The sequence below is a fragment of the Enterococcus timonensis genome, assembly GCF_900104595.1.
Classification (GTDB): domain Bacteria; phylum Bacillota; class Bacilli; order Lactobacillales; family Enterococcaceae; genus Enterococcus_J; species Enterococcus_J timonensis.
This window is the reverse complement of record NZ_FNVY01000004.1, coordinates 19,256-43,577: the sequence shown is the minus strand read 5'-3', so window position 1 is coordinate 43,577 and position 24,322 is coordinate 19,256. Positions and strand designations below refer to the sequence as shown.

General features: G+C 37.8%; 15 protein-coding genes. 2 read left to right on the top strand and 13 right to left on the bottom strand.

The genetic code is table 11. The annotated features are described in order from the left end of the window. Nucleotides 1–318: 318 nt before the first annotated feature. The 6 genes from BQ5341_RS04740 to BQ5341_RS04715 form a co-directional block, all read right to left on the bottom strand. The gene (locus BQ5341_RS04740; RefSeq protein WP_071130898.1) at nt 319–1,809 is read right to left on the bottom strand and encodes a response regulator transcription factor; all 1,491 of its coding nucleotides are present in this window, start codon (nt 1,807–1,809) and stop codon (nt 319–321) included. 102 nt (nt 1,810–1,911) lie between these two features. Next, nucleotides 1,912–3,621 carry a sensor histidine kinase gene (locus BQ5341_RS04735; protein WP_071130897.1) on the bottom strand — a complete coding sequence of 570 codons (1,710 nt, stop codon included), beginning with the start codon at nt 3,619–3,621 and terminating at the stop codon, nt 1,912–1,914. Next, entirely contained in the window at nt 3,614–4,228 is a 615-nt protein-coding gene (locus BQ5341_RS04730; RefSeq protein ID WP_071130896.1) for a YesL family protein, read from the bottom strand. The genes BQ5341_RS04735 and BQ5341_RS04730 overlap by 8 nt, the downstream gene beginning before the upstream one ends. Before the next feature lie 488 nt (nt 4,229–4,716). Continuing rightward, the gene (locus BQ5341_RS04725; protein ID WP_071130895.1) at nt 4,717–6,186 is read right to left on the bottom strand and encodes an ABC transporter substrate-binding protein; all 1,470 of its coding nucleotides are present in this window, start codon (nt 6,184–6,186) and stop codon (nt 4,717–4,719) included. Between the two features lie 29 nt (nt 6,187–6,215). Beyond that, nucleotides 6,216–7,139 (bottom strand): carbohydrate ABC transporter permease, encoded by a 924-nt coding sequence (locus tag BQ5341_RS04720; protein ID WP_071130894.1) that lies wholly within the window; start codon nt 7,137–7,139, stop codon nt 6,216–6,218. A gap of 13 nt (nt 7,140–7,152) precedes the next feature. Next, nucleotides 7,153–8,094 carry an ABC transporter permease gene (locus BQ5341_RS04715; protein WP_071130893.1) on the bottom strand — a complete coding sequence of 314 codons (942 nt, stop codon included), beginning with the start codon at nt 8,092–8,094 and terminating at the stop codon, nt 7,153–7,155. A gap of 154 nt (nt 8,095–8,248) precedes the next feature. On the opposite strand from BQ5341_RS04715, the gene BQ5341_RS04710 reads away from it, so the two are divergent. Beyond that, nucleotides 8,249–8,725, top strand: coding sequence for a nucleoside 2-deoxyribosyltransferase (locus BQ5341_RS04710; protein ID WP_071130892.1), 477 nt, complete (start codon nt 8,249–8,251; stop codon nt 8,723–8,725). A 49-nt stretch (nt 8,726–8,774) separates the two neighbouring features. Here BQ5341_RS04710 and BQ5341_RS04705 read toward each other — a convergent pair whose 3' ends face one another. From BQ5341_RS04705 to BQ5341_RS04680, 6 genes are all read right to left on the bottom strand, one after another. After that, on the bottom strand, nt 8,775–11,492 hold the full coding sequence (locus tag BQ5341_RS04705; RefSeq protein ID WP_071130891.1) for an LPXTG cell wall anchor domain-containing protein: 2,718 nt from the start codon (nt 11,490–11,492) through the stop codon (nt 8,775–8,777). Next, complete coding sequence (locus BQ5341_RS04700) at nt 11,482–17,028, bottom strand: S8 family serine peptidase (RefSeq protein ID WP_071130890.1); 5,547 nt, start codon at nt 17,026–17,028, stop codon at nt 11,482–11,484. The genes BQ5341_RS04705 and BQ5341_RS04700 overlap by 11 nt, the downstream gene beginning before the upstream one ends. A gap of 377 nt (nt 17,029–17,405) precedes the next feature. After that, nucleotides 17,406–18,473, bottom strand: a complete 1,068-nt coding sequence (locus tag BQ5341_RS04695) for a hydrolase (protein WP_071131872.1) — start codon at nt 18,471–18,473, stop codon at nt 17,406–17,408. Nucleotides 18,474–18,585: 112 nt separating this feature from the next. Further along, nucleotides 18,586–18,927 (bottom strand): DUF2200 domain-containing protein, encoded by a 342-nt coding sequence (locus tag BQ5341_RS04690; RefSeq protein ID WP_071130889.1) that lies wholly within the window; start codon nt 18,925–18,927, stop codon nt 18,586–18,588. Nucleotides 18,928–19,004: 77 nt separating this feature from the next. Further along, entirely contained in the window at nt 19,005–21,650 is a 2,646-nt protein-coding gene (locus BQ5341_RS04685; protein WP_071130888.1) for a cation-translocating P-type ATPase, read from the bottom strand. A gap of 167 nt (nt 21,651–21,817) precedes the next feature. Further along, nucleotides 21,818–22,216: a pyridoxamine 5'-phosphate oxidase family protein gene (locus tag BQ5341_RS04680; protein WP_071130887.1), complete on the bottom strand. Its 399-nt coding sequence runs from the start codon at nt 22,214–22,216 to the stop codon at nt 21,818–21,820. A 277-nt stretch (nt 22,217–22,493) separates the two neighbouring features. Between BQ5341_RS04680 and BQ5341_RS04675 the strand changes: the two genes are divergently transcribed. Further along, complete coding sequence (locus tag BQ5341_RS04675) at nt 22,494–23,780, top strand: ISL3 family transposase (protein WP_071130886.1); 1,287 nt, start codon at nt 22,494–22,496, stop codon at nt 23,778–23,780. Nucleotides 23,781–23,923: 143 nt separating this feature from the next. Here BQ5341_RS04675 and rplL read toward each other — a convergent pair whose 3' ends face one another. Continuing rightward, nucleotides 23,924–24,289, bottom strand: a complete 366-nt coding sequence (rplL, locus tag BQ5341_RS04670) for a 50S ribosomal protein L7/L12 (RefSeq protein ID WP_071130885.1) — start codon at nt 24,287–24,289, stop codon at nt 23,924–23,926. Nucleotides 24,290–24,322 lie beyond the last annotated feature (33 nt).

Below are 24,322 nucleotides of genomic sequence, written 5' to 3'. Positions count from 1 at the left end.
CCTGAGACACCGTAAAAAAGGCTGTCGAAGGCGCGAACAGTGACGTAGAAAAATAGAAATTCTGAACGCAAATGGCACATTTGCCAGAAGAATTATTTTTTTTCCTAGTCGCTGCGACTGGGACACCGTAAAAAAGGCTGTCGAAGGCGCGAACAGTGACGTAGAAAAATAGAAATTCTGAACGCAAATGGGACATTTGCCGGAAGAATTATCTTTTTTCCTAGTCGCTGCGCCTGAGACACCGTAAAAAAGGCTGTCAAACCCCACCCCCACACAAAAAAGCTGACCACTTTCTCGTCAGCTTTTTTGTCATTATTTTCACTCTAATAATTCTTCCGATTCAATCGGGGTGTAGCCTTGCGCATATTTTTCCCGGAATTCTTTTGGCGTTAAGCCGTTCAATTTTTTAAAAATTTTAGAAAAGTAATTGGTGTTGTTGTAGCCTAGCGCTTCAGAAATTTCATTAATATTTTGCGGACTATTTAACAATAGCTGTTGGGCTTTTTTGACCCGCAGTTGATTCACGTACTGTAAAAAACTTTTCCCGGTTTCTTTTTTAAAAAGTTGGCCGAAATAAACTGGATTTAAATGAAGTTGGTCGCCCATCATTTTTAAAGTCCACTCGGTTTGATAATCTTTAGTAATTTTTTGCAAGCTTTCCTCTACTTGAGGGGCAAATTGTTGACGAACTTTTTCTTTCCCAATTGTTGCTAATCGGCGAGTTAATAATTCTTCGACTTCAATAATCTGGGTTGCTTGGCGAATTTTTTCTACCATTTCTTCTGAAGACTCCACCAAGGCTTGAGGATATTGGCGAATAATATCTGAATAAATCAAAAAGCTGACGTAGCGCACATACTCAGGCGGATAATGACCTTGCCGTAGTTGCAAAAAGAGCTCGGCAAAGGCTGCGATAATCGTCTGGCGATCACCAATCATTAACGCTTTATTAAACGACAACATCGAAACCGGCGTTTCTGTTCCGGTAACTTGTTTGCTCCAAACTTTTTCAGGCATTAAATCTGGATAAAAATGAGCTAGAGTTTCCAACTGTTGGATTTTTTCATAGCTTTCATATAAATTATCCCACTCGCTCACCGTTTCCCCCACAATCACCGACTTGCTAAAGGGCACTCTTTTTTGCAATTGATACAACTGCCAAAATAAATCTTTCCGCGGTCCTAAGAAAATAACTAACAGGACATTTTCTGTTTCAAATCCTTCAATTAGCAAACTATTGCCGGCAAATGCCGCTGAAATTTCGGCCATTTGTTCTACTGGTGCAGTAATTTTAAGCGCGGTATAATAATGCCCTTCTTCTAAATGGTGCTGCTCTATTAACTGGAAAAATTCCTTCTCATTTAGCTCATCTTTTAACCAACGGATCAAACTATTTTTAAAATATTGCTGGGTAATCCGTGCTTGCGCTTGCTCTTCATCCAATTCTTCTTTAATTTGGCGCAGACATTTTTTGAGTTCTTCTTTATCCACGGGCTTCACTAAATAATTTTTCACCCCTAATGTCAAACTGCGGCGCACATAATCAAATTCTTGATAGCCCGACAAAATCAACGTCTTGAAGTGCTGATTGACGCGTTGGGCGATTTCGATCATTTCCAAGCCACTCATTTCAGGCATGGTAATGTCGGTCATCAAGAGATCCACCTCTTGTTCGGTCAAAAAAGTGAGGGCATCTTTGGCATTGCGACTAGTGTGTACCACTTCAAAGCCGAATTCTTCCCAGTTCACCAACACTTTTAGGCCGGCTAAAATCATATATTCATCATCAACTAGCAACACTTTATACATTTTAACCCTCCACTCCAGATCGGCTTACATTTTTTGCTTTTCTTATTCTTTTTATTCTTCTATTTTATCATGTTTTTCTTATGGCAAATCATCTCTATCACTTTACTCGGGAATAATTTTCAAAGTGACCGTTGTTCCTTTTCCTTGAATGGAATCAATTTCCATGCGCGCACTAGGAAAATAATTTTCCAAACGTTCGGCGACATTTTTTAAGCCAATGGAATGGGGCAAAGTGCCGGCCGATTCTTGAATTTTGGCTCGTAATTCAGCGAGTTTTTCTGGGGCAATTCCTTTGCCGTTGTCAATGACCTCAATCCAAATTTCACCTGCAACATTTTTGACCCGCACCGAAATCGCATTATTATTCCGGGTGTAGTCGATGCCGTGGACAAAATAATTTTCCACTATTGGTTGGATGGTAAATTTCGGCAATTCCAAATTCAGCAAATCCGGTGTCGCCGAAAAATTATAGGCGATTTGATCGGGATAGCGCATTTGATAGAGGTAAACATATTTTTCGCAAAACAATAATTCATTTTTCAAGGTGGAAACTTTTTCTTGCGAAGTGTTGTTGCGCAAAAGGGCCGCAAAAGCAAAAACCACATCCGCTAGCTCCTCTTGCCCTTGCGCTAGTGCGTACATGCGAATATATTCCATCGTGTTGTAGAGAAAATGCGGATTAATTTGCGCCTGCAATGCGTGCATGTTAGCATCTTTTTGCTTAATTTCCAACACATAAATCTCTTCAATATATTGATTCAAACTGCTCACCATAAAATTAATGGCGTTGGCCACATCTTTCAGTTCCCCTTGCACTTTATTCGTATCGACTTGCGCCGACAGATTTCCATCCCCTACTTGCTGGGTCACCGAAATAATCCGATCGATTTGTTTCGAATAACGATGGAATGTCTTACGTAAAGAAAGGAGCAAAATCAAAACAAGCATCATTGCCGCTGCGCCAATTTCGGCAATAAAAATAAAGCTCTCACGCCAAAAAGTTTTTCTATCTGCTAACAGCAACAGCTTCGTTTGGTCAGGCTGCGTTTTTTTAACTACAAAATAACGATCCGTTAATGACTTGGCAATTGGTTTATTTTCACTCATATTTTCTTGCAATAATCGCTTTTCTTCATTACTTAAGATATGGCTGGAGGAATACATTTCTGTTCCCTGGTCATCGTAAATCAAACTTTCAATTTGCTTATCTTTAGCATAATCCACCAAATTTCCTAAAACGGCATCGCCAGAAAAAACCGCCACAAATTCCCCAATCCGCTTACTGGAATAATTTTCTAAAATTCCTCGTTGCACGCCTAATCCTGTTATGGCTGGGAGTTGTCCGGCCATTTTTTTCCCGCTACTATTTGTCCGGTCGGCCGTCACATAGCCGGACACTTCATCTAAATACAAATACAAAGTTTCCAGATCCGGATAATTGGCAAAAGAAGACTGCAATAAATTGGAAAAACGGAAATCCTGATAATACGTTTGCCACGCTTGATCCGTATAATTAAAATATTCCGCTGGAGACAATAATAAATACTGCCGGAAATTATCCAACTTTTCAGGGGTGCCCACCAAATTCAAATAAATATTACTGACGGCTTGCCCTTTGGCGTTGACATAATTTTCCATTTGAAAAGATAGCTCGTCCATTTGCCCTTTTAAAGAGCGATAATTGCTGTAACTCATTAAAATACTTAGAGATACTGCTAAAAACAAAATTACCCCAGTCAGTAAAATGGAGTAAAGTTGCATCAATTGATTGATTAAATATTCTTTTTTTAGGAATTTACGAATCTTATTCATCAGTCACCAGTCTGTCATTAATCATCACCCGCATTTTTTGGGTGGACACTTGCCCCCAAATGAGCCACAGCGAAACGGTGGCAAAAACAATTAATCCTTTGAAAAAATAAGTCAAAACAATTAACGAGACAAAGCCAAATACCAAGCGCAATAATGTTCCTAAATGCATAAACAAACTAATGATGGCGAGTTTTAAAATATTGGGCCGGCTAATTTGAAATTGGCTGCGAAATACGATAACTAAATCATAGGCTACTACTGAGAGCACTAAGAAAAAGATCAATAAAAAGGCAATGGCCAGCCAGATGATTCCGGTCATTTGGAGAGCTAAGTATAAGTTATAGCCCACAACTAGCCAAAAAGCGGCGAAAATATAAAAATCTGCCAAACTCATTTTAAAATTTATTTTAAACCTCTGCCACATGCGTGCCAAAGTCAATTCTTGATAGTCCATCCGATATTCGAAAAATAAATCATTCACACTTTGTAAGCTAGGGCCGATACCGAAAATTCCTAAACCGAGTATCGCAAAAATCCAAAAAAATGAATTGAGTTTAATAATTGTCCAACCGAGGTAAAACAATCGTTGTATGCCGCTACTTTCCATAATTTCTCCTTCTCGTATCTTCGCTTTCACCATAGCAAAAATTACTTGCTTTTTCAACCTTTTATGTAATAAAGGGCTGCGCTAAAAAAATTTCTTTTTTAGCACAGCTCCTTTTTTGATGGGGATTTTTTTTATTGACGGTGTCTTAAAGCCTGCGCTTAGGAAATTAGACAAAATGCCTACTGAACGCTTTGCGTTCATTCACCATTTTCCTAAATTTCTACAGCGCAAATCGGCTTTTCGACATCCTTTATTGACGGTGTATTTTGACTAGCAGTTAGGAAAAAAGATAAAACTTCTGACGAATGTTCCATTCGTTCTCAGTTTTCCTATTTTTCTACACTGCTGATCAGTCAAAATACAACCTTTATTCACGGTGTCTCTTGTGCAATGGTTAGGAGAAAAGATGAAATGATTCAAAATCCAAAAACGGGATTTCAAATCATTTCCCTATTTCTCTACACCATTAACCGCACAATCGACATCCTTTATTTATTCGCGTAGAATTCGTCTAGTTGTGTTTGCATTTCTTCTTGGACTTTTGCCCAGCCGGCTTGTTCTAGGCCTGCTAATAATTCTGGTAAAGTATCTTTTGGATCTAAAGTACCAGTATTAATAGTAGAAACGTAACGGTTCATGACGTTTGCGATGTTGGTGATTTCTGTTTTTACGGAATCAGTATTAAAGTTAAATCCTAAAATTGGAGATTCTACGGAATTTTCGATGCTTTCGTCCCGTTCAGAAATCATTTCATCAGTAATATTTTCAGTTGTATATAAAATCGTGTTGTCACCAGTATTCCAAGCGCCTAAATGAGTGTCTGCTTGGTAACCGTCTAATAATTTGATCGTATCATCATCGACTTTTTCCCATTGTTCGCCTTCAATCCCGTAAACTAAAAGATTCAATAATTCTGGATTGGAGTTTAATTCGCCGAGCAATTTAACGGCAAGTTCTTTATTTTTAGAAGTATTCCCAACAACATAGTTTGCCATTTGTGCTTGACCAGTTGATTTAAATGGTTTTGTTAATGGTTGTGACACGAGTTCTTTACCCGCTGCATTGGTTAACGCGTTATCGCCATAGTCCAATGGTCCTTGGGTTTCTTCCCGCATGAACCAAGTATTTTCATTTAAATTATAAGGTTGAGAACTTGTTGCAGCATCGGTTGGAATTAATCCAGCTGTGTACCATTCATGCAAAGTAACTAAGTTTGCTACAAATTCGTCATCATCATATTGATTAATAATTGTTGGCGTGCCAGTTCCTTCACTCTTCACGGCAAATGGATAACCATTTCCTAGTGGATAATCATAATTTCCTGATGCTTTAAAATCTTTACCAATCGCAAATGCTGGCGTGTTAGGTTCTTGTTCATGGAATTTCGTCAAAACGTCAGTTGCTGAAGCGTAAGAATCACCAACATTAGAAATATCCAAACCATATTTTTCAATTAATTCTTGGTTGAACGTCATCATTTGTTGACCATAAACATTGCCGTTAATTGGAAATGCATAAAGTTTGTCACCAATCAAATTCCCGGTAATATAACTTTCAGGTAAATTTTCATAAGCAGTTTTAGCTAAATCTGGCAACATATCAGTTAAATCTGTATACGCGCCTTTTTGGGCGTTGGTTACATAATTTTGCGCAATGGAAATGTCATATGCTTCACCGGATGCAACGATAGTGGACATTTTTTGATCCCAGTCGCCCCAACCGACAAATTCCATTTTCAAATGAGCGCCAACTTTTTCTTCCAAAATTTCATTCGCTTTACCAATTAAATCGTCATAATTAATCGGTGCGTCCCCTTGACGATACATTGTCAAAGTTGGAACATCGCCATCACTTCCACCAGAATTCCCGCCGCTATTATTATTTGATCCACAAGCAGCCAATGTTAAGGCTACAGTACTTAGAGCTGCAATAGCTAAAACTTTTTTTGACTTTTTCATTTTACTTCCTCCTTGTTTTTTGTTCTTTTTTATTCTTTCACGCCACCAATAGTTAATCCTCCAACAAAGAATCTTTGGAAGAATGGATAAGTTAAGGCAATCGGCAGAGTCGCCAAAACGACAATCGCCATTCGTGCCGATTCACTAGGTAAATTGGCAATGCTGCCTGAAATTTGGGATGCCATATCAGGATTTTTTGCTAAGTAATCGAGATTATTTTGAATTTTCATCAGCAAAAATTGCAATGGAACTAAATTTGCATTTTGAATATATAACAGCGCATTAAACCAATCATTCCAGTAGCCAAGTGAAGCAAATAAACTAATTGTGGCAATCCCTGGAACAGCTAGTGGTAAAACAATTTTGGTGAAAATTTTCATTTCCGTGGCGCCATCAATGCGCGCCGATTCAATAATGCTATCGGGAACTGTTTTTTTGAAAAACGTCCGCATGACTAAAATATTAAATGGCCCTAACGCACCAGGTAAAATCAATGCCCAGACAGTGTCTTTTAATTGCAACAAGTTCGTTACTACTAAATATTGCGCCACCATTCCTGGTGAAAAAAGCATAGTAATCAATGCAAAGACCGTAAAGAAACGGCGAAATGGAAAATTACTGCGAGAAATAACATAAGCATAAAGACTTGTCATTGTTGAGTTGACCACTGTTCCGACAACAGTAATAAAAACAGTCACTCCTAATGCTCGCAAAATCCGCGCCGACATCGCCCCTTGAAAAATATAGCGATAAGCTTCTATTGAAAATTCTTTTGGCCAAAATTGATAACCATAATTTGCTAACGCACTTTCACTAGTCAGCGAAATAACAATTACAAAGAAAAATGGTAACACACACGAGATTGCAAATAAGGCAATGACAATATTAAAAACAAGATTGACTGCTGGATTGAAGGAGCGGAAACGAACTGAATTAATTTGCTTTTTTTTCATTAGTTTTCCCCTCCTAAAATAATGCTGAATCTGGTTCGATTCGTCGGACAACAAAATTAGCAATCAATAATAACGTAGCACCAACAACCGATTGATATAAAGCGGCTGCTGCCGTCATTCCGATATCCCCTGTTGTCGTCAAACCATTATAAATATAAGTATCTAGCACCGAGGTCACTTGATAGAGCGCTCCGGAATTTCGTGGAATAATATAGAACAAACCAAAGTCCGCTCGGAAAATCCCCCCGATATTTAAAATAAGTAAAACAGTCATCATTGGTATAATTTGTGGAATGGTCACATTTTTAATTTGTTGCCATTTATTAGCGCCATCCACCATCGCCGCTTCATAGTAAGTCGGATCAATCCCCATCACTGAAGCGTAATAAATAATCGAATTGTAGCCCAAACCTTTCCAAACATTTAGGAAAACGAAAATAAATGGCCACCATCGCGGATCGGCAAACCAGTTAATCGCCGTACCGCCACCGTCAGTAATCCAAGAATTTACAATCCCTTTTGAAGGTGAAAGAAAAGCATAAACAAAATAATCAATAACCGCCCACGATAAAAAGTAAGGCAGCAAGGTCAACGTATGATACACTTTGACCGTTTTTTTATTCCGCAACTCACTCATTACAATGGCAAAACTAATCGCAAAAAATAAATTAAACGCCAAAAAGACCACATTGTACAAAATGGTATTTCTAGTAATCAACCAAGCATCACTTGAAGCAAATAAAAATTTAAAATTATCAAAACCAACCCAAGGACTCGTAATCAAGCTATCTAAAAATCCATTTGGTGAATAGTGAAAATTTTTAAATGCCACTACATTCGTTAATACCGGAATATAGAAGAAAAAAATAAACCAGATCATCCCCGGTAAAGCCATGAAAATCAAAGCCTTATAGCGCCACGCTTGATAGAAAAACCCTTTTTTCTTTTTTTTCATACAGCTCCCTTCCTCTCTTTATAAAGAATAGCGCTTTCTATAACGTCTTAAAAGGAACAAATTAAAGTTATTTGGTAACAAAGTTAAGATTTAAATAAGATAGCCGAATGAAGAAAACTTTAGTACAATAAGGAAAACAGAAAGAAGGATTAGAATGAATATTTATTTTGCTGCACCACTTTTTGCTGAAAGTGAACAATTATATAACGAAATGTTAGTCGGAAAGCTCCGAGAAAAATTCCCAGAAGTTACGATTTATTTACCCCAAGAACAAGGGGACATTAATGACAAAAGCCAGTACGCCGATTCCAAAAAAATCGCTTTGGCCGATACCAACGCTTTATTAGCTTCCGATCTGTTGATTGCTGTTTTAGATGGACCTGTTATTGATGTGGGCGTCGCTTCAGAAATTGGCGTTGCCTACCAAGCGGGCATTCCCATGGTGGGTCTTTACACTGACTCCCGCCAACAAGGAAGCAATAATCCTGAAAAACTCACCGCTTTGTCTGAAGTCGCCGAATCACAATTTCCTTACGCTAACTTATATACAATCGGCTTAATCAAATTAAATGGGCAAGTCGTGTCCAGTCAAGAAACCTTACTGGCAGCTTGTGAAGATTTTTTAAAATAAAAATGCAAAAAAAGTTCTGAGTGATAATTATCACTCAGAACTTTTTTGTTTATTTCACGTGTTTAAATTTTTTCAAACTCAACCAGCTGGCCAAGCCAATCAGGGCTAAACCAACAGCCGTAAATAAGGCGGCATATGGATGAGCTTCACCTGTTTGTGGCAAGAAATCAGCAAGATTCTTTTTGCTAGCCACATTTGATTTTGTGCCAGTGGCAACTTTTTTAGCAGAAGTTACTTTCTGACTAGTTTGGTCTCCACTCACCACTTTTGTTTTTTGATCTCCTGTAGCAGAAACTTTTACGGGCTCAGACGTTTGCGTTCCGTCTTTGGTGGTATCGCCAGTATTAGTATTGTCATCACCATCAGTAACTTTATCAGGTTCACTGCCATCTACTGGTTCAACAGGTTCGCTTCCGTCTACTGGTTCATTACCGTCATCAGGATTTTCGACTGGTGTTACTGGAGTTTCGCCAGCTTGTTCTTTGGCATCTTCATAACCTTTAGCATAACCTGCTTGGTAGCCTTTTGCTTGATCACTGACATCCTGTGCTTCTTTGTCAGCGGCAAAATCAGCGGCACCGGCAGCCAAACCTTCTGCATAATCGGCTTCATATTGTGCTACAGCTTTTTCATATGCTTCGCTGTAACCTTTTTGATAAGCTGCGGATTGTTCGGACAAATCTGCTGCTTCAGCATTTTCACTACCATCTAAAGCACCAGCAGCGAGTCCTGCTTGATAATCTTCATTAAATTGTGCAGCAGCTTTTTCATATGCTTCTTGATAGGCTTTTTGATAAGATTCAGATTTGGCGGAAACATCTTGTGCTTCTACACCAGCAAGACCATCAGCTGTTCCATCTGCTTCACCGGCTTTTGCGTCATCATTTTCTTCAGCAGTAACAGGAACAAATATTGCATAAAGCGTCACGTCTTCAAATGGTTTGAACGTTGCTAGATCGACTGTGTTTCCGGATAAATCTTCCCAATGGTCAAATTTATATCCAGCTGCTGGTTGCACAGCGACTTCAGGAATGATTTGATTAGCTTGTACCTCAACAGAACTTGTACCAACAATTCCTTGAGTATCATCAACAGACTCAAAAGTTACATTAAATACTTTTTCCTCAGAAGCAGTTAAATTGGCAACTGCAGAAAAGTTTCCAGCATAAGCTTGAGTTGGATTAACACCCTCAACATGTTCAATCATCAAGAAGTAAGGTAAGATGGTTGGTTGACCCGTGCCTAAATATTGAACTACTCCCGTTTTATCGTTTAATAGCCAATTAACATCATCGCCAATCGCTAAATAGGCACCATTTTCAGCGGTAACTAATTCTTCTAAATCTACATACCATTTTCCTTCTACTTCATAAGTTGTCCACTCAACCGTTTGACCGGATCCACGGTAATCAAATACTGTATTGACAGAATCAGCAGGTAAATTAATTCCTAGATAAGGAAGATGATTATTCTTGAAACTAGCATATTGCAATTTACTAAAGCTTCGGACATCCAAGGAAGTTAACTCATTGTCATCCACCATCAACATAAATAAATTTGTATCAACTGCTATATCTAGTTTTGTCAATTTATTTTTAGAAAGAATTAATGAATTTAAGTACTCTTGGTTGGAGGCATCGAATTCAGTTAATTGATTTTCTACAGCAGCTAGACTAACTAATTTATTGCCTGAAACATTTAACTCTTTAATTTTATTATATGAAACATCGAGATTTTGAAGATTGACAAAAGCCGTTGGATCAAAACTTTCTAACTGATTATTCGCAAAAAATAAGCCTTTAACTGTCGTTGGATCTTTAAATTCAACAGAGCTAATTTTATTTTGGTTAGCTCGCACTTTTACTAATGAAGGCGCCCCAGATAAATCTATATCAGTGATTTCATTTTTATCGACAGATAAATCTTGTAAAACAGGAAAATTTTGTTGATTTGGAATAGGGTAAGCAGTAAGAGATGAATCAAAATTGGTCAACTTGTTTCCTTGGAGACTAAGACCTTTTAAATTTGGAAATTTAATATCCGTCACATCAAAAGTTTCCAGTCCGGAATTATTTATAGTCAAACTTTCAACACGACTAACTTGTCTCAAACTAATTTTTTGAGCAGCATCAGCTTGGAGATTAAATAAATTAACATCTTTCAGTACAGGATTATTAAACTGTAATGATTTTAGACTTGGTACCTTCCCCATTTGAAATATTTGTAAATTTGGCAAGCCAATTGTATTCACCTTTTCCAAATCACCATTGTCACTCAAATCTAAATAAGTCACATGTGAATTTTCAAAAGTTTGATCTACTGTAGTTAAGGCAGTATTTTTAGCATAAACATTTACTAAGCTTGCACAATTGTTCAGTGGTGACAAATCAGAAACTGCACTGCCATCAAGATGAACACTTCCTAAAAGTGGAAGGAGGTCAAGTCCTGTTAAATCAGCTACATTTTCGCCGTTGAGATATAATTCACCCATTTGTTTTTGCATTTCAGAAGTTAATACTTCTCCGGACCCACCCCAATTTTGTGCGGATCCAATCATTAAAGTCCGCAATGTATTATCAGGAAAATTAGTGGCATTAATTTCAATGTCTGGATAAGTCACGTCCGCAACTGCTTCTACTACTTCTTCAGTTGGAGCTTCAGCTGAATCTTCTGCATAGACAGCTGAACTTTGGACAAAACTGCCCAAAGTTAAAGCTGCTAAAACCAGACTGCTATACAAAGTTACTTGCAATTTTTTACTTTTCACCTACATTAACCTTCTTTCTTTTTACGTAAACCCAACTTGTAGCTCCTAGTGCAACTAAAATAAGTCCTACAAATGACCATGTGTTAGATTGTTTTTCACCTGTATTTGGTAGATAGTCTGTATTTTCTGCAGAATAATCTTCTGGTGTTTCAGTATTTTCTTTTAAATCATCCGTGAAAGCTTTCCAGTAATCTCCACCTTGACCTAATAACTTGGCTTCAGATTCTTGATCATCTGATTTTGTATCATCTTCTCCAGAATTATTCGAGTCTACTGGCGTTTCATCTTCTCCAGAATTATTCGAATCTACTGGTGTATTGCCATCTTCAGTTGTTTTTTCTGGAACATTTACCCAAACCGGCGTTGCCTCACTTGAATTTCCCGCATCATCATAACTTTGGATTAAAACTTCAGTGGATTCTAAAACAGAAAATGGTTCAGTATATTCTAACCATGTTGCTCCACCATCTATGCTGTAGCGCAAATGGGTATAAGCTAACTGTTCTTCTGTCAACTCATCAGCGAAACTTAAAGTGACTTCAACACCTTCAACTTCCGGACCGAAATCTGTTAAATCGGCTTTTGGTAAGCTGGCTACTGCCAAAACAATATTTTCGACCGAGTAAGCATTTAGATCAGATTCATTTCCATATTGATCAACAGCTTTAAACAGTACTTCACCATTTAATGCTTTAGTGATTTCGCCTGAATATAATGTCCAAGTTTCCCCATCATCTAAACTGTAATAAATTGGTAAACTTTCTGTTTGAGTAGCTGTTAAATGAACGGGATCTTTTGTTAGACTCTCATTATCAGAAACAACTTCTGGCATTTCTACTTCCGCACTTGATTGGTGAACCAAAATTGTTTTAACAATAGAATTTCCCATAACCTCAGTCAAAATAGCTACAAATAAATTATCGTTATCTTGATCGTTGGGATTGATATCAAGAGCATCATCGGTTTCATACAAATCAAAAATTCTTTCGAAATTTTTATCTTCTGTTGTGAATTTTGTTTTTAAAGATCCGTTGAAGGCATCTTTATATTCTTCATCTGTTCCAAGATACAAAGTATATCCAGACAGATCATCGCCCATTGTTCCAGCAAGAGTAAATTGATCGCTATTCGTGTAGACCTCATAATCAATTCCTTCTTGTTGAGAAATCTGCCAGCTATTTTCTTGTGCTAAATTCAAATGTGGGAAGACTGTATCTAATGAAATACCAAAGCTCCCATAATTAACAGTATCTTGTCCAGCAAATCTAAAGGAATAGCTATAAATTTTTTGATCGGTAGGGTTAATATTTAAATCAAAATTAAAAGTACCATCTTCATTAATCTGTACTTGATTTGCTGGATCTTCAGGATTCGTTGGATTAACTAAAATTCGGAAATCTTCAATTTCTGAAGCATCACCAGTTACAGTGAAAGTTTGTGTATCTGGATTATAACCATTAGCTAAGGCCTCATCAGCACGATAAAAAATGATTCCACCGTCAGTCACATTTTCAAAACTTAATGCAGTTTGTCCTAATTGGCGAACAATGACAAAGTCAGTACCACCAGCAATTGCACCTAAATCTCCTGCTTGTCGGTAGGCTGTTGCAGAAATAATATTATCTCCTTCAAAGAAGCTTGAATCCTGATAAAAAGGAATTGTCGCTGAGAAAATATTAGTTATTGGATCGAATTTATAACTAAAGCCTACTGCCTCAGCATTTTGTGGGGTTAGTTCTCCGCCAACTTCATCAGCTGTTCCACTAGTAACTTTCCCAGTTAACCGAATCGTATCGGTTTTATTTTTGATAACATAAACGTCTTGTGTTCCATAGTCGAACCACTCACCGTTTTCTTTATCAAATTCTGCGGTTGGTTCATAAGCAAAACCGATTGTTAATTCTTTTAGGATCCGTTTATTTGAAGCATCCAATGAAAAAGTTAATTTTTTAGTTGTTTCATCAATGGGAACCCTTGTTTCAAATAGCCCTTGTTCATCGACTTGAACAAGTTGACCATTTAAATAAAAATCGCGTGGATTGTAACCATAAACTAAAAATGTTTTTGTTTCTGGATCGTAAAATGTATTAGTATCGGTAATAGCTACTGAATCATAAACATTGTAAACAATTAAGTCTCCGCCATGATTTTCATCAACAGTAACGTCGATTGTTGTACTTACTTCACCAAAATTATCTGCATTATCGACAATCCCAACTTTTACTTCGTTGGCACCATTTTTAAAAACACTACTAAACTCTTCTAGCGGAATATTAAAATCTTTTTCTTTAATTATCGTATCTCCATCTTGGGCGTCTTCTAAATAGGCATCAAAAGATGCATCCCCTAGATAAAAATAATAACTATAACCGTTAATACTTACACCAACTGTCGTCCAGTCACTTAATCCTGAAAAATCTTCATCAACATGACCAGTCAAATGAAACAGACCGTCCTCTTCTTTTTGAATAGCTAAATTCGAAATTTCTGGATTTACTGTGTCAATTTTCATCGGCAAAGTTAAAGTTTGTGGCGTACCATTATCAACATCGGGCGTTGCCGAGATTTGATAATAATACTGACCGTCAGGAAGTGCTTCAGATAAACCAGTTTTTTGATTAAATGCCTTGCCGTCAAAACGGTTATTTGTCATGCTAATGTAGGAGTTAATATTTAATTGCGTTCCTTCACCATTAACAAAAACTTTATGACCATCATAATCAGAGTTTAAATCACGAACAACGGTCCCATCTTCATTTAAGATTTGTTGTGAAATTTCTTTTACGTGACGATTTATCAATTGATAAATTAAAGCTGAATCTTTATACGTGTCGCCGTTGGGAGAAATAGCAACTTTGTCTGGATTTACAAAGGTTTCATAGCTAGCAACATCTTCAGGTAAAATATCATATTGAATTGAACCAGTATAATCTTCATATGAAAAATCAACTCCTAGAACGGTTCCTTGATCATAGTCCATGAAATAGTTTCCGTAAAATTGCGTATCTTCTTCCCATGCTGGTTGATCAAAGACTTCAACTTCATTCCAATCTCCAAAGTATCCTAAATAAGGCATAGATAAGTTCGCTTGATCTTCTGTTAAACTAGTAAATCCTAAATATCCTTCTGCCCATTGATCACTAGCAAACTCAGTTGGCAATTCTAGATTGATTTTTACTTCTTTACTTTCGCCAGCAGCGACAGTGATTTCATTAGCGTCAGGTGTGAGACTTGCTCCGTCAACTAAAGCATCATGAACTAGGCCATTTTCTTCAACTGCTTTGGTATAAACGCCGCCAAAGTTATTGAACGAAAACGAAGCATCATTTTGTCCGTGGTTCGTCAAGGTCACAGAAAATTCTGTGCTACTGCCAATATTTTTCAAAGCAGCAGACGGTTGATCATTATAAGTAAGTGTCACAGAACTTTGTAAGGCATTGGCAATTTGAATTTGTCCAGCACCTTGATAACGAGGTGAATAGGGAACATTTCCAGCTTCAGCATCTAAAATTGGTTCTGCGGTATTCATCGTCAAAAGTTTCGCCGTTCGAGTGAGTTCTAAACCAGAAAGATTTAATCCCCGTTCTTTAATTCCTTGCAATACTAATGCTTCGGCTCCGGCGGCCATTGGAGAAGCGATTGACGTCCCATTCATAGACTGATATTGATTGTCATTGGCTAAAGACCAAATTTGACCACCCGGTGCAGTAATATCTGGCTTGATATCTAAGTTTGTATTTGGTCCCCAAGTACTAAAGTTCGACATTTTCTTAGCGTCTGGATTGTCAACGACCATTTCCTCAACATCAGAAAAACTATAAGTAACATCCGGATTTTCGCGAATTTTTTCCAATAATTTTTGTCCAACTTCATAAGAAACAAATAGTGTTGGTATTCCTAAGTTATTATCGATTCCTGCACTATCGTTATTGTTAGCTACATTGTTAATAATGATCAGACCTGCAGCATTTAAAGAAATAGCATTTTGTTGCTTTTCAGCAAATGAAATTTCACCACGAGAAACAACTAAAACTTTCCCCCCTGTAGATTGACCTGAAAAATCTTCATACTTTCCTAAAAGTGGTAAATCAGTGCTGTTTGCTTGAGTTGTAGCATCATCGCCAGCTACTATATAACGTCGGCTGCTAGGAAATAAATTATTAGCAAGATCCGCTGTTTGGACCAATAATTTTTCACCATCAAATAATTCTTCTTTTTCACGGAAAAAAGATACAAAAGGCTTACGCATTGAGGTATTTTCTGATGAAGCAACGGTTAAAGCTTCTTTGGCATTAGCAGGACTAGACATCAAACCATCATCGGTTGCTTCATAAGTAGAAATATTACCTACTCCACCCATAGAAGTCGATAGTCCTGAGTTCCCAGCAGCAATGACTGGTAATACCCCAGCGGCCGCGGCGTTGTTTACTGCATCAAGTTCAGCACTGACTTCAGAAGATCCGCCGTCATCGGAACCTAATGACATATTGATCACATCGGCACCTAATTTAACGGAATCTTCAATCGCTTGAATAATTGTATCAGTGGTAGGTCCGTCAGCATTTGTTTCTGGAAATACCCGCAAATTTAGCAATTGGGCTTCTGGTGCAACACCAGCCACGCTCGTCGCATTATCTGGATTCTCTCCATTAGCCGCAGCAATCCCGGCAACGTGCATGCCGTGCATTACCCCGTCATTTGCGGATAAATCATCATCATTCCCGTCTGCATAGTTGTGACCAAATGGAACTTTGGCACTTTCGTATTTTCCATAACCTAATTCAGAAATCACGCTTTTAGCATCTGCTTCAGAAATTTTTGCTGTGGATTCATCACTTAACCGCAAATCTTTATGGGTGGAATCAATCCCAGAGTCGATAATGGCAATGACCATGCCTTCACCTTTTAGAGAATTTTCTTCCCAAGCTTGTTGGACTTGAATAAGCTGTCCGGCAGTTGTGTCCATTGCCTCTTCAACATTGGTGACTTCCACACTTTCAACGGAGTCTAATTTTGAAATAGCTTCAACTTGGTTAGCTGTGGCGTCGATGGAAAATCCATTAACTAAATAACCAAATTCCTCGGCAACTTTTGTACTAGTAATTTCTTCTACTTGTTGTTGAACAGTTTCTTGTGCTGCTAAAACTTTTTCTTCAGCCGCATCAGCGCTAGCAAAATCGACATCAGCTTGGGTTTGACTTTCAACTGCGGCTTGTCCAGATAAATTTACAATGACCCGCACCGGTTGATTTCCCAGTTCTTCAGCACTTAAATCAGCCGTGTTAACACCTTTAGCTGCTAATTGCGTTTTTACTTGTGTTAAAAATGTATCTGACATTACTTTTTGTGCTTCAGTATTTTTTTCTCTAACGAGTTGTTCTAGTGTTTGCTTTTCAGCACTTTCAACTTTGGTCGTTGCTTCTCCACTGGCGAAAATTTGTGTACTGGGAGCGACTAGTGAGCCGGCGACATTTAACGCCAAGGTCGACAATAAAAATAAATGTCTAAATTTGAAATGACTTTTTTTACTTTCCAACAAAATACCCCTTTTCTTTCAGAAACTTTCTGAATAAATATAAATGTATTATATCTCATAATTTTCTCATTTCAATCACTTTAAAATTAAATAATTTTTTAAGCGGATTTGCGCTTTTTTTGAAAAGGAGTACAAAAAATTAAATTTGTTTTTTAACTTATCTAGACCGACCGTTGCAATTAAAACAAGACGTTGCAGTTGTTAAATATTCAAAAACTGAACAATGCCCACTACGCTTGAATTTTCAAAAAATTTTCCGTTGCATTTTGAAAAAATGTTTTTTATTAGAACGAACCGCGAATTTTTTATGAATAATTATGTAAGATTATGTATTACATAACAAAAAAACGTTGTGCACGCGCACAACGTTTTTTCATTTATTTCAATTTAAATGTTAATTGGACCGGATTGTGATCTGAGTTCATAAATTGTGCATCCACTACTTCGACAGCCTCAGCTTCGATATTATCGGATAAAATAAAGCCATCCACGTAAGAGACGTAACTTACTTCAGGATCATAGGCGATATTTGAGGCCCGGACGGAAGGAATTTTTGCTTCAGCGATTTCTCCGGTGGGAACGGAAAAATGTTCTGGCAACTTTTCTTTAGGAAATGGATGCGTCCAAGTTTCTCGCTCTTCTCTGGTGCCAAAGACGCTAGGTGCATTCCCTAATAAATCATGATTGTAATCGCCGGCCACCATCACATAATGTCCTAGTGCGTATTCACTGGCGATATAGTCAAATAATTTACGTAATTGAGCATCGTGAATCGTCGGATCTTTGGTGAAAGCGGACAGGTGAGTATTGACTAAAGTTAAAATGCCGTCATTTTCCACAGCGACTTGGGTAGCCGAAAAGGCGCGATCCAAATCAAAAAATTTATTAAAATTCGTTTCAATCGGCAATGAATAACGCGTGCTGCTGATCATTTCTGCTTGCGCTAAAGTCATTAATCCTGATTTAGCTTTACCGATTGGCTGCGTAAATGGATAAAAGAGATAGGCGGAATCGTAATTTTCAGCAAAAACCGTCGAGTATTCCGGAAACTGTTCAGCCAAAAAAGCCACTTGATTCACATGGCGTGAACGATCGCCCTCCACATCTACTTCTTGATAAAAACTAATGGTCGGAGAAAGTTCAGCCACCGTCTCAGTGATACCCGTCATATTTTTGATGACTTCTTGGCGATTGTAAGCTCTGGAATAATCGCCATCATCCATAAAAAAGCTAAAGTTTTGCGAATAAGCACCAAAACCAATATTAAAGGTGGTCGCTGTATAACTTTTTTCTTTCGTTAAACTTTCTTGTCCGACATTTTTTACTTCTAGTGGCAGATGATCATCCAGCCGATGATAACTTAAAAATAAATAAGCCATATATCCGCCTGCAACGACTACAACCAACAAAACAATACCCAAAATAATTTTCAACAACTTCTTAATCACGATTCCCTCCAAAATAATCAGACCAAACGCCAAGGGCGTTTGGTCAAAATTAGTCTAACTTTTTTAAATCTGTTTAACTTAATCGTTGAACTGGACTTCCTTAAATCTTTTAGCTGCGCATAATCTTTTCGAGCTTTTTCCCTTTTGCTAATTCATCGACAACTTTATCGAGATAACGCATTTTTTGCGTTAAGCTGTCCACTATATTTTCCACCCGTACCCCACAAACTACACCAGTAATTAACTGGGCGTTGGGATTCATTGGTGCTTCTTGTAAAAATTGAGCCAGGGTTTTCTCTTTGATTTTATGCGGTAATTCTTCTAACGTGTAGCCGGTCAGCCAAACAATGACCGAGTCGAGCTCGTCTGTTGTCCGCCCTTTTTTTGTCACTTTTTCCACATAGAGTGGATAAATGGTGGAAAATGGTTTCTCAAAAACATTATACGCCATCTATTTCCCTCCAAGTTAGCATTTTTTTATCTCAGATATATGTTAACTTAGGAAAAAAAGATTTGCAACTTGTCCGCTTAAGATTTAACCGGCGCAACGTCTTGGGTTGTTTCTTGAGAAACTTCTGGGCTTCTCCAAAACTTAATTCCTTCGTAAATAATCGTTGGAATAATCGACAAGCCAAGCACTACTAACCAATGATTCAAACTTAAGCTCGTTAATTCAAACATATTTTGGAAAACTGGAACAAAAGCAATAACTGTCGTAATGGCAATCGACAGTAAAGCCATTTGCACTAATTTTTTATTGCTTAAAAGGTTTACTTTAAAAATAGATTTTTCGGATCTAACATTAAAAACTTGTAAAATAGAAGAATACGACAAGACTAGAAAAGCCATCGTTTGCCCAACAGCGGCTGAACCCATTAACCAATGACTTAAAGTATTGGAGTTATTGCCAATGTAAAAGGCCCATAAAGAAATAATCGTAAAACTAATCGCTCCAATGGCAATCTGTTGCCAAGTACCGCCACCAAAAATACTCATATTTTTTTTCAGCGGTTTTTGACGCATATTATCTTCATCGCCAGGTTCACGACCTAAAGCAAATCCAGGCAAACCATCAGCTACCACATTAATAAACAACAAGTGGACTGCGGTAAACGGTGAACCCCACCCTAGTAACATGGCAATTAAAACGGCAAACACTTCAGAGATATTACAGCTCAAAAGAAAAGCTACCGTTTTTTTGATATTTTGGTAAACTGTTCGTCCCATAGCTACGGCATCTACAATAGTCGCGTAATTATCATCTGTTAAAATAATATCCGCCGCGCCCTTAGCGACATCGGTTCCGGTAATCCCCATGGCACAACCTACATCACTTGCTTTAAGGGCGGGCGCATCATTCACGCCATCACCGGTCATGGCTACCACAGCGCCAGTTCTTTGCCATGATTTAACGATTCGGATTTTATCTTCTGGTGTCACCCGAGCAAATACTGCTTGTTTTTCGATTTTTTCATCTAACTGGTCATCGGTGAGTTGTTTTAACTCCGTACCAGTCATGGCAGAATCTCCTTTATCCATAATCCCCAACTCCACAGCAATCGCCGAAGCTGTAACCGCGTGGTCGCCGGTAATCATAACTGTTTTGATGCCAGCTTCTTTAGCTTGCGCAATGGCCACTTTTGATTCTGCCCGCGGCGGATCAATAATCCCGATTAAACCCATTAAGTGTAAATCATTTTCTAATTCTTCAGCCGTGAGATTTTCTGGTTTTTCATCATATACTTTAAACCCAACCGCAATGACCCGCAAAGCTTCTTTTCCGAAACGCTCATTGACATAGCTAGCGTGAGGAAGGTCGCCGTAAATAATTTTTTCGCTTAATAAATCAAAGGCCCCTTTTGTAATGGAAATAAATCGTTCGCCCATTTGGTGGAAGGTTGTCATCATTTTACGCGTCGAGTCAAAAGGAATTTCTTCAATCCGCGGATATTTATCAGTAATTTCATCTATTGTATAATAAGAATCTTCTAAGGCGCGAACAATTGCCGCTTCAGTGGGATTTCCTAACACTTCTAGCTCATCGCCATCTTTTTCAACGACAACGTTTGTACAAAGACTTGCCATTTTCAAGACTTCTAAACTGTGATTAGAAAATTCGCCATGAGCTTCAGTTACTTCGCCACCTTCTATGTAAAGCCGGCGGACGCGCATTTTATTTTCAGTTAACGTCCCTGTTTTATCGGAACAAATGACACTAGCACTACCCAATGTTTCTACCGCTGGTAATTGGCGAACGATTGCCCGTTTTTTAGCCATTTTTTGTACGCCATCAGCTAAAGTTAAAGTAACAATTACCGTCAAAGTTTCTGGTACCGCAGCTACGGCTAAAGAGACTGCAATCATGAAAATATCTAACGGTGCTTCTCCTTGATAAAAACCTAATGCAAATACGATGGCCGAAGCTAAGACTGCTAAAATACTGATATTTTTTCCTAATTTATTTAAACGGTTTTGCAGCGGTGTTTTCTCAGCTTTTTCTTCGTTTAATAAAGAAGCAATTTTACCCATTTCCGTTTGCATCCCGATGGCCGTAACAATCGCTTGCGCTCGACCGGAAGAAACTGTCGTCCCTTTAAAGACTAAATCTAGTCGATCAGATAATACATCATCTTTTCCAGCTTGATATTCTTCACTTTTGTCTAAAGGTTCACTTTCACCAGTTAAAGCTGATTCATCCACTCTAAAGCTAGTAGTTGAAACAAGTTTTGCATCTGCTGGAATCAAGCTCCCATTTTCTAATAAAACAAGATCGCCTACTACGAGTTCCTCAGCAGAAATCACTTGATGTTCACCATCTCGCAAAACGTAGACTTCTTCTTGATTCATTTTTTTAAGTGCGGCCAAGGATTTTTCAGCGCGCCCTTCTTGGAAAATCGTCAAAGCAGAATTAATCAAGACAATGGCGATAATCAATAACCCTTCAAAATAATGTCCCGATTGCGTAATAAACTCCGTATAAAAGGAAATCCCGGCAGCAATTAATAAGATAATGGTCGTAAAATCAGTCAAAGAATACAAAAATTTCATAATATAAGGTGTTTCTTTTTGCTCAGCAAAAACATTTTTTCCATCTGTTTTTTGTCGCTGATTCACCTCTTCTTGCGTCAAACCCGTCTCGATGTTGGTCATTTCTTTTTTCTGATCTGGTTCCATTCAATCCCTCTTTCGTTTTTTAAGTTATTTTATACTACTATTTAATTGTAAACGATAGAGAGTATCCATGCCACTGTTGACTTTAAATAACGGCCGTTTCTTATTTAATTTTAATCTTTGTTTTTTAATTCAGCTAAAAATAAAAAAGCTCAGCTAGTCGCTGAACTTTAAATTATAAATTGAACATTTTCCCCTTGATTATGACTTTTACAAATCATTGTTTCAAAACGAATCAGTACAGCATCTTCGTATTGGAGAAAATGTTGATAATCATTTAGTAATGGCTCATCTTCTGGCAAAAATTTTTTCGTCCCAAAAGTGCCCTTTAAAAGTAAGCTCTCGTGTTTATCGAGGGAGTAACAGCAAACTGATCCTAGTCCGTTCCGTAAAATATTTTCCACCGTTTCACTAGAACCACTGACATAAAATTCCAATCGTTGAATGCCAATTTGATGAATAGGCGGCGCCACCACAATGGTCGTGGGAAATCCGCGTTCATCAACGGTAGAGACTAAAAAAGTCGTGGCCATTTTAATTAGATCCTGAACTTCTTGATGATAGGTCATGAGATTACCTGCTTTCTCTAATCATCCATTACTTTACTCGCTACTTATTTATTTTAAAAGAGTCGGAAATTTTTGTAAACTCAAAAAACCTCAGACGCTAATTAAGCGTGTCTGAAGTTAGTTTGTATTTGGGATATTATTTTATTGGCTCTATAATTTATTGGACTGATAGAATAAAAATTCTATCGGTCCCTATTTGTATTAAAAAACAAGAAAACATACAAATTTTCCGTTAGAATAGAATCACCATCATCACATTCTGGGGAGGAAAATTTATATGTTCGAATTTAATGATATCAAAAAATTGCTTAGAATAAAAGACTCAAATATTGAAATTCATAGCGTTGAGGAAGAAAGGGACAAAAAAGGTGGGCATCTCGTCGTCTATGCTTCCTTAATAAATCAGGTTTCACGCTGTCCTGAGTGTGGTCAGGCGGATGAAAAAACGATTGTTAAAAATGGCGGAAAACAGTCTCGAATCCTTTTGAATTCTGCGGGCAACCAGAGGACTTATCTCAATCTCAAGAAACAAAGATATCTCTGTCGCAACTGCCATAGTTATTTTACCGCCAAAACGTACCTAGTGGATCGCTTTTGCTTTATTGCTAAACAAGTATTTTACAAGGCCTTTGAGGAGCTCACTGAAAAAAATACGGCTAAAAATATCGCCAAACATTGTTTTGTTTCCAGTTCTACTTTACAAAAATCAATCGACTTATTAGCTCATGAAATCAACATTAAAAAGAATTGGTTGCCCAAATGTTTACTATTTGACGAATTTCGTTCTTTAACCACTTACAAAGGAAAATTTGCTTTTTCTTGTATGGATGGTGATACGGGCAAACTGTTTGATATTCTTCCTAGCCGCAGAAAGAACGACCTAGTGGATTATTTTATGAGCTTCGATCGCCAGGCCCGGCACAGTGTTCGTTACGTGGTGTCGGATATGAATGCCCCGTATCTAAAAGTTGTTAAAATCTGTTTCCCTAACGCTAAGCTTATCATTGACCGATTTCATATTGTCCAGCACATGAACCGTTGCTTTGATAACCTGCGGGTCAGAGTGATGAAAAGCCTCAATCAAAACGATCCCGAACAGGCCAAACAATACCGGCAATTAAAAAAGCTCAATCGTCTTCTTTTAATGAGTCACGATAAATTAGATTTTCAAACATTTAAAAAAAGAGCCAATTTTAGTTGGAGCTACTTAACACAAACCGAAATCGTGGACCGACTTTTAACCATTTCTGAGGATCTTTCCCTGGGCTACAACTACTACCAAGATTTGATTTACGCCTTCAATCATAAGGATGGCGGCGAATTTTATCGTCTTTTAAGTGAGATGCCTGAAGAAATTCCCGCCGAACTACAAATATTAAAACGTACTTTCCGTAAACACGAAGCAGGCATTCGCCTGTCTTTAGAGAAATCCTATTCCAATGCAAAATTAGAAAATATCCACACCCATATAAAAGTCCTCAAAAGAGTCGCCTATGGCTATCGAAATTTCGCCAACATGCGCGCCCGTATCTTCTTAACTAACAATCTTATTTCTATTAAATAAAAAAACAGCCAAAGCAGAAAATAAATTCTGCTTTAACTGTTTTAAATAATCCTATCAGTCCGATTTGACATTGAGCCATTTTATTTTGAAGTACAAAAAAAGCAGCTCTGCAATAAAGCAGAACTACTTTTTATTAGTAACTATTATTTAACAGTTGCAGATGCGCCGACTTCTTCAAGTTTAGTTTTGATTTCTTCAGCTTCTTCTTTAGAAACGCCTTCTTTAACAACAGCAGGAGCGCCGTCAACTAAAGCTTTAGCTTCTTTCAAACCAAGACCAGTGATTTCGCGAACAACTTTGATTGCTTTCACTTTTTGATCGCCAGATGCAGAGATTTCAACAGTAAATTCTGTTTGTTCTTCAGCAGCTGCAGCAGCAGGACCAGCAGCAGCAACAGGAGCTGCAGCAGATACGCCGAATTCAGTTTCGATTGCTTTAACTAATTCGCTTAATTCTAAGATGGTTGCGTCTTTTAATTCAGCAACAATATTTTCAACATTTAATGCCATTTTAGATTTCCTCCGAAAAATTTATTTTTTTTG

What these genes read in the sequence shown, in the direction of transcription:
- BQ5341_RS04740 (WP_071130898.1), bottom strand. Translation starts at nt 1,809, where the DNA reads ATGTATAAAGTGTTGCTAGTTGATGATGAATATATGATTTTAGCCGGC.
- BQ5341_RS04735 (WP_071130897.1), bottom strand. Translation starts at nt 3,621, where the DNA reads ATGAATAAGATTCGTAAATTCCTAAAAAAAGAATATTTAATCAATCAA.
- BQ5341_RS04730 (WP_071130896.1), bottom strand. Translation starts at nt 4,228, where the DNA reads ATGGAAAGTAGCGGCATACAACGATTGTTTTACCTCGGTTGGACAATT.
- BQ5341_RS04725 (WP_071130895.1), bottom strand. Translation starts at nt 6,186, where the DNA reads ATGAAAAAGTCAAAAAAAGTTTTAGCTATTGCAGCTCTAAGTACTGTA.
- BQ5341_RS04720 (WP_071130894.1), bottom strand. Translation starts at nt 7,139, where the DNA reads ATGAAAAAAAAGCAAATTAATTCAGTTCGTTTCCGCTCCTTCAATCCA.
- BQ5341_RS04715 (WP_071130893.1), bottom strand. Translation starts at nt 8,094, where the DNA reads ATGAAAAAAAAGAAAAAAGGGTTTTTCTATCAAGCGTGGCGCTATAAG.
- BQ5341_RS04710 (WP_071130892.1), top strand. Translation starts at nt 8,249, where the DNA reads ATGAATATTTATTTTGCTGCACCACTTTTTGCTGAAAGTGAACAATTA.
- BQ5341_RS04690 (WP_071130889.1), bottom strand. Translation starts at nt 18,927, where the DNA reads ATGGCGTATAATGTTTTTGAGAAACCATTTTCCACCATTTATCCACTC.
- BQ5341_RS04685 (WP_071130888.1), bottom strand. Translation starts at nt 21,650, where the DNA reads ATGGAACCAGATCAGAAAAAAGAAATGACCAACATCGAGACGGGTTTG.
- BQ5341_RS04680 (WP_071130887.1), bottom strand. Translation starts at nt 22,216, where the DNA reads ATGACCTATCATCAAGAAGTTCAGGATCTAATTAAAATGGCCACGACT.
- BQ5341_RS04675 (WP_071130886.1), top strand. Translation starts at nt 22,494, where the DNA reads ATGTTCGAATTTAATGATATCAAAAAATTGCTTAGAATAAAAGACTCA.
- rplL (WP_071130885.1), bottom strand. Translation starts at nt 24,289, where the DNA reads ATGGCATTAAATGTTGAAAATATTGTTGCTGAATTAAAAGACGCAACC.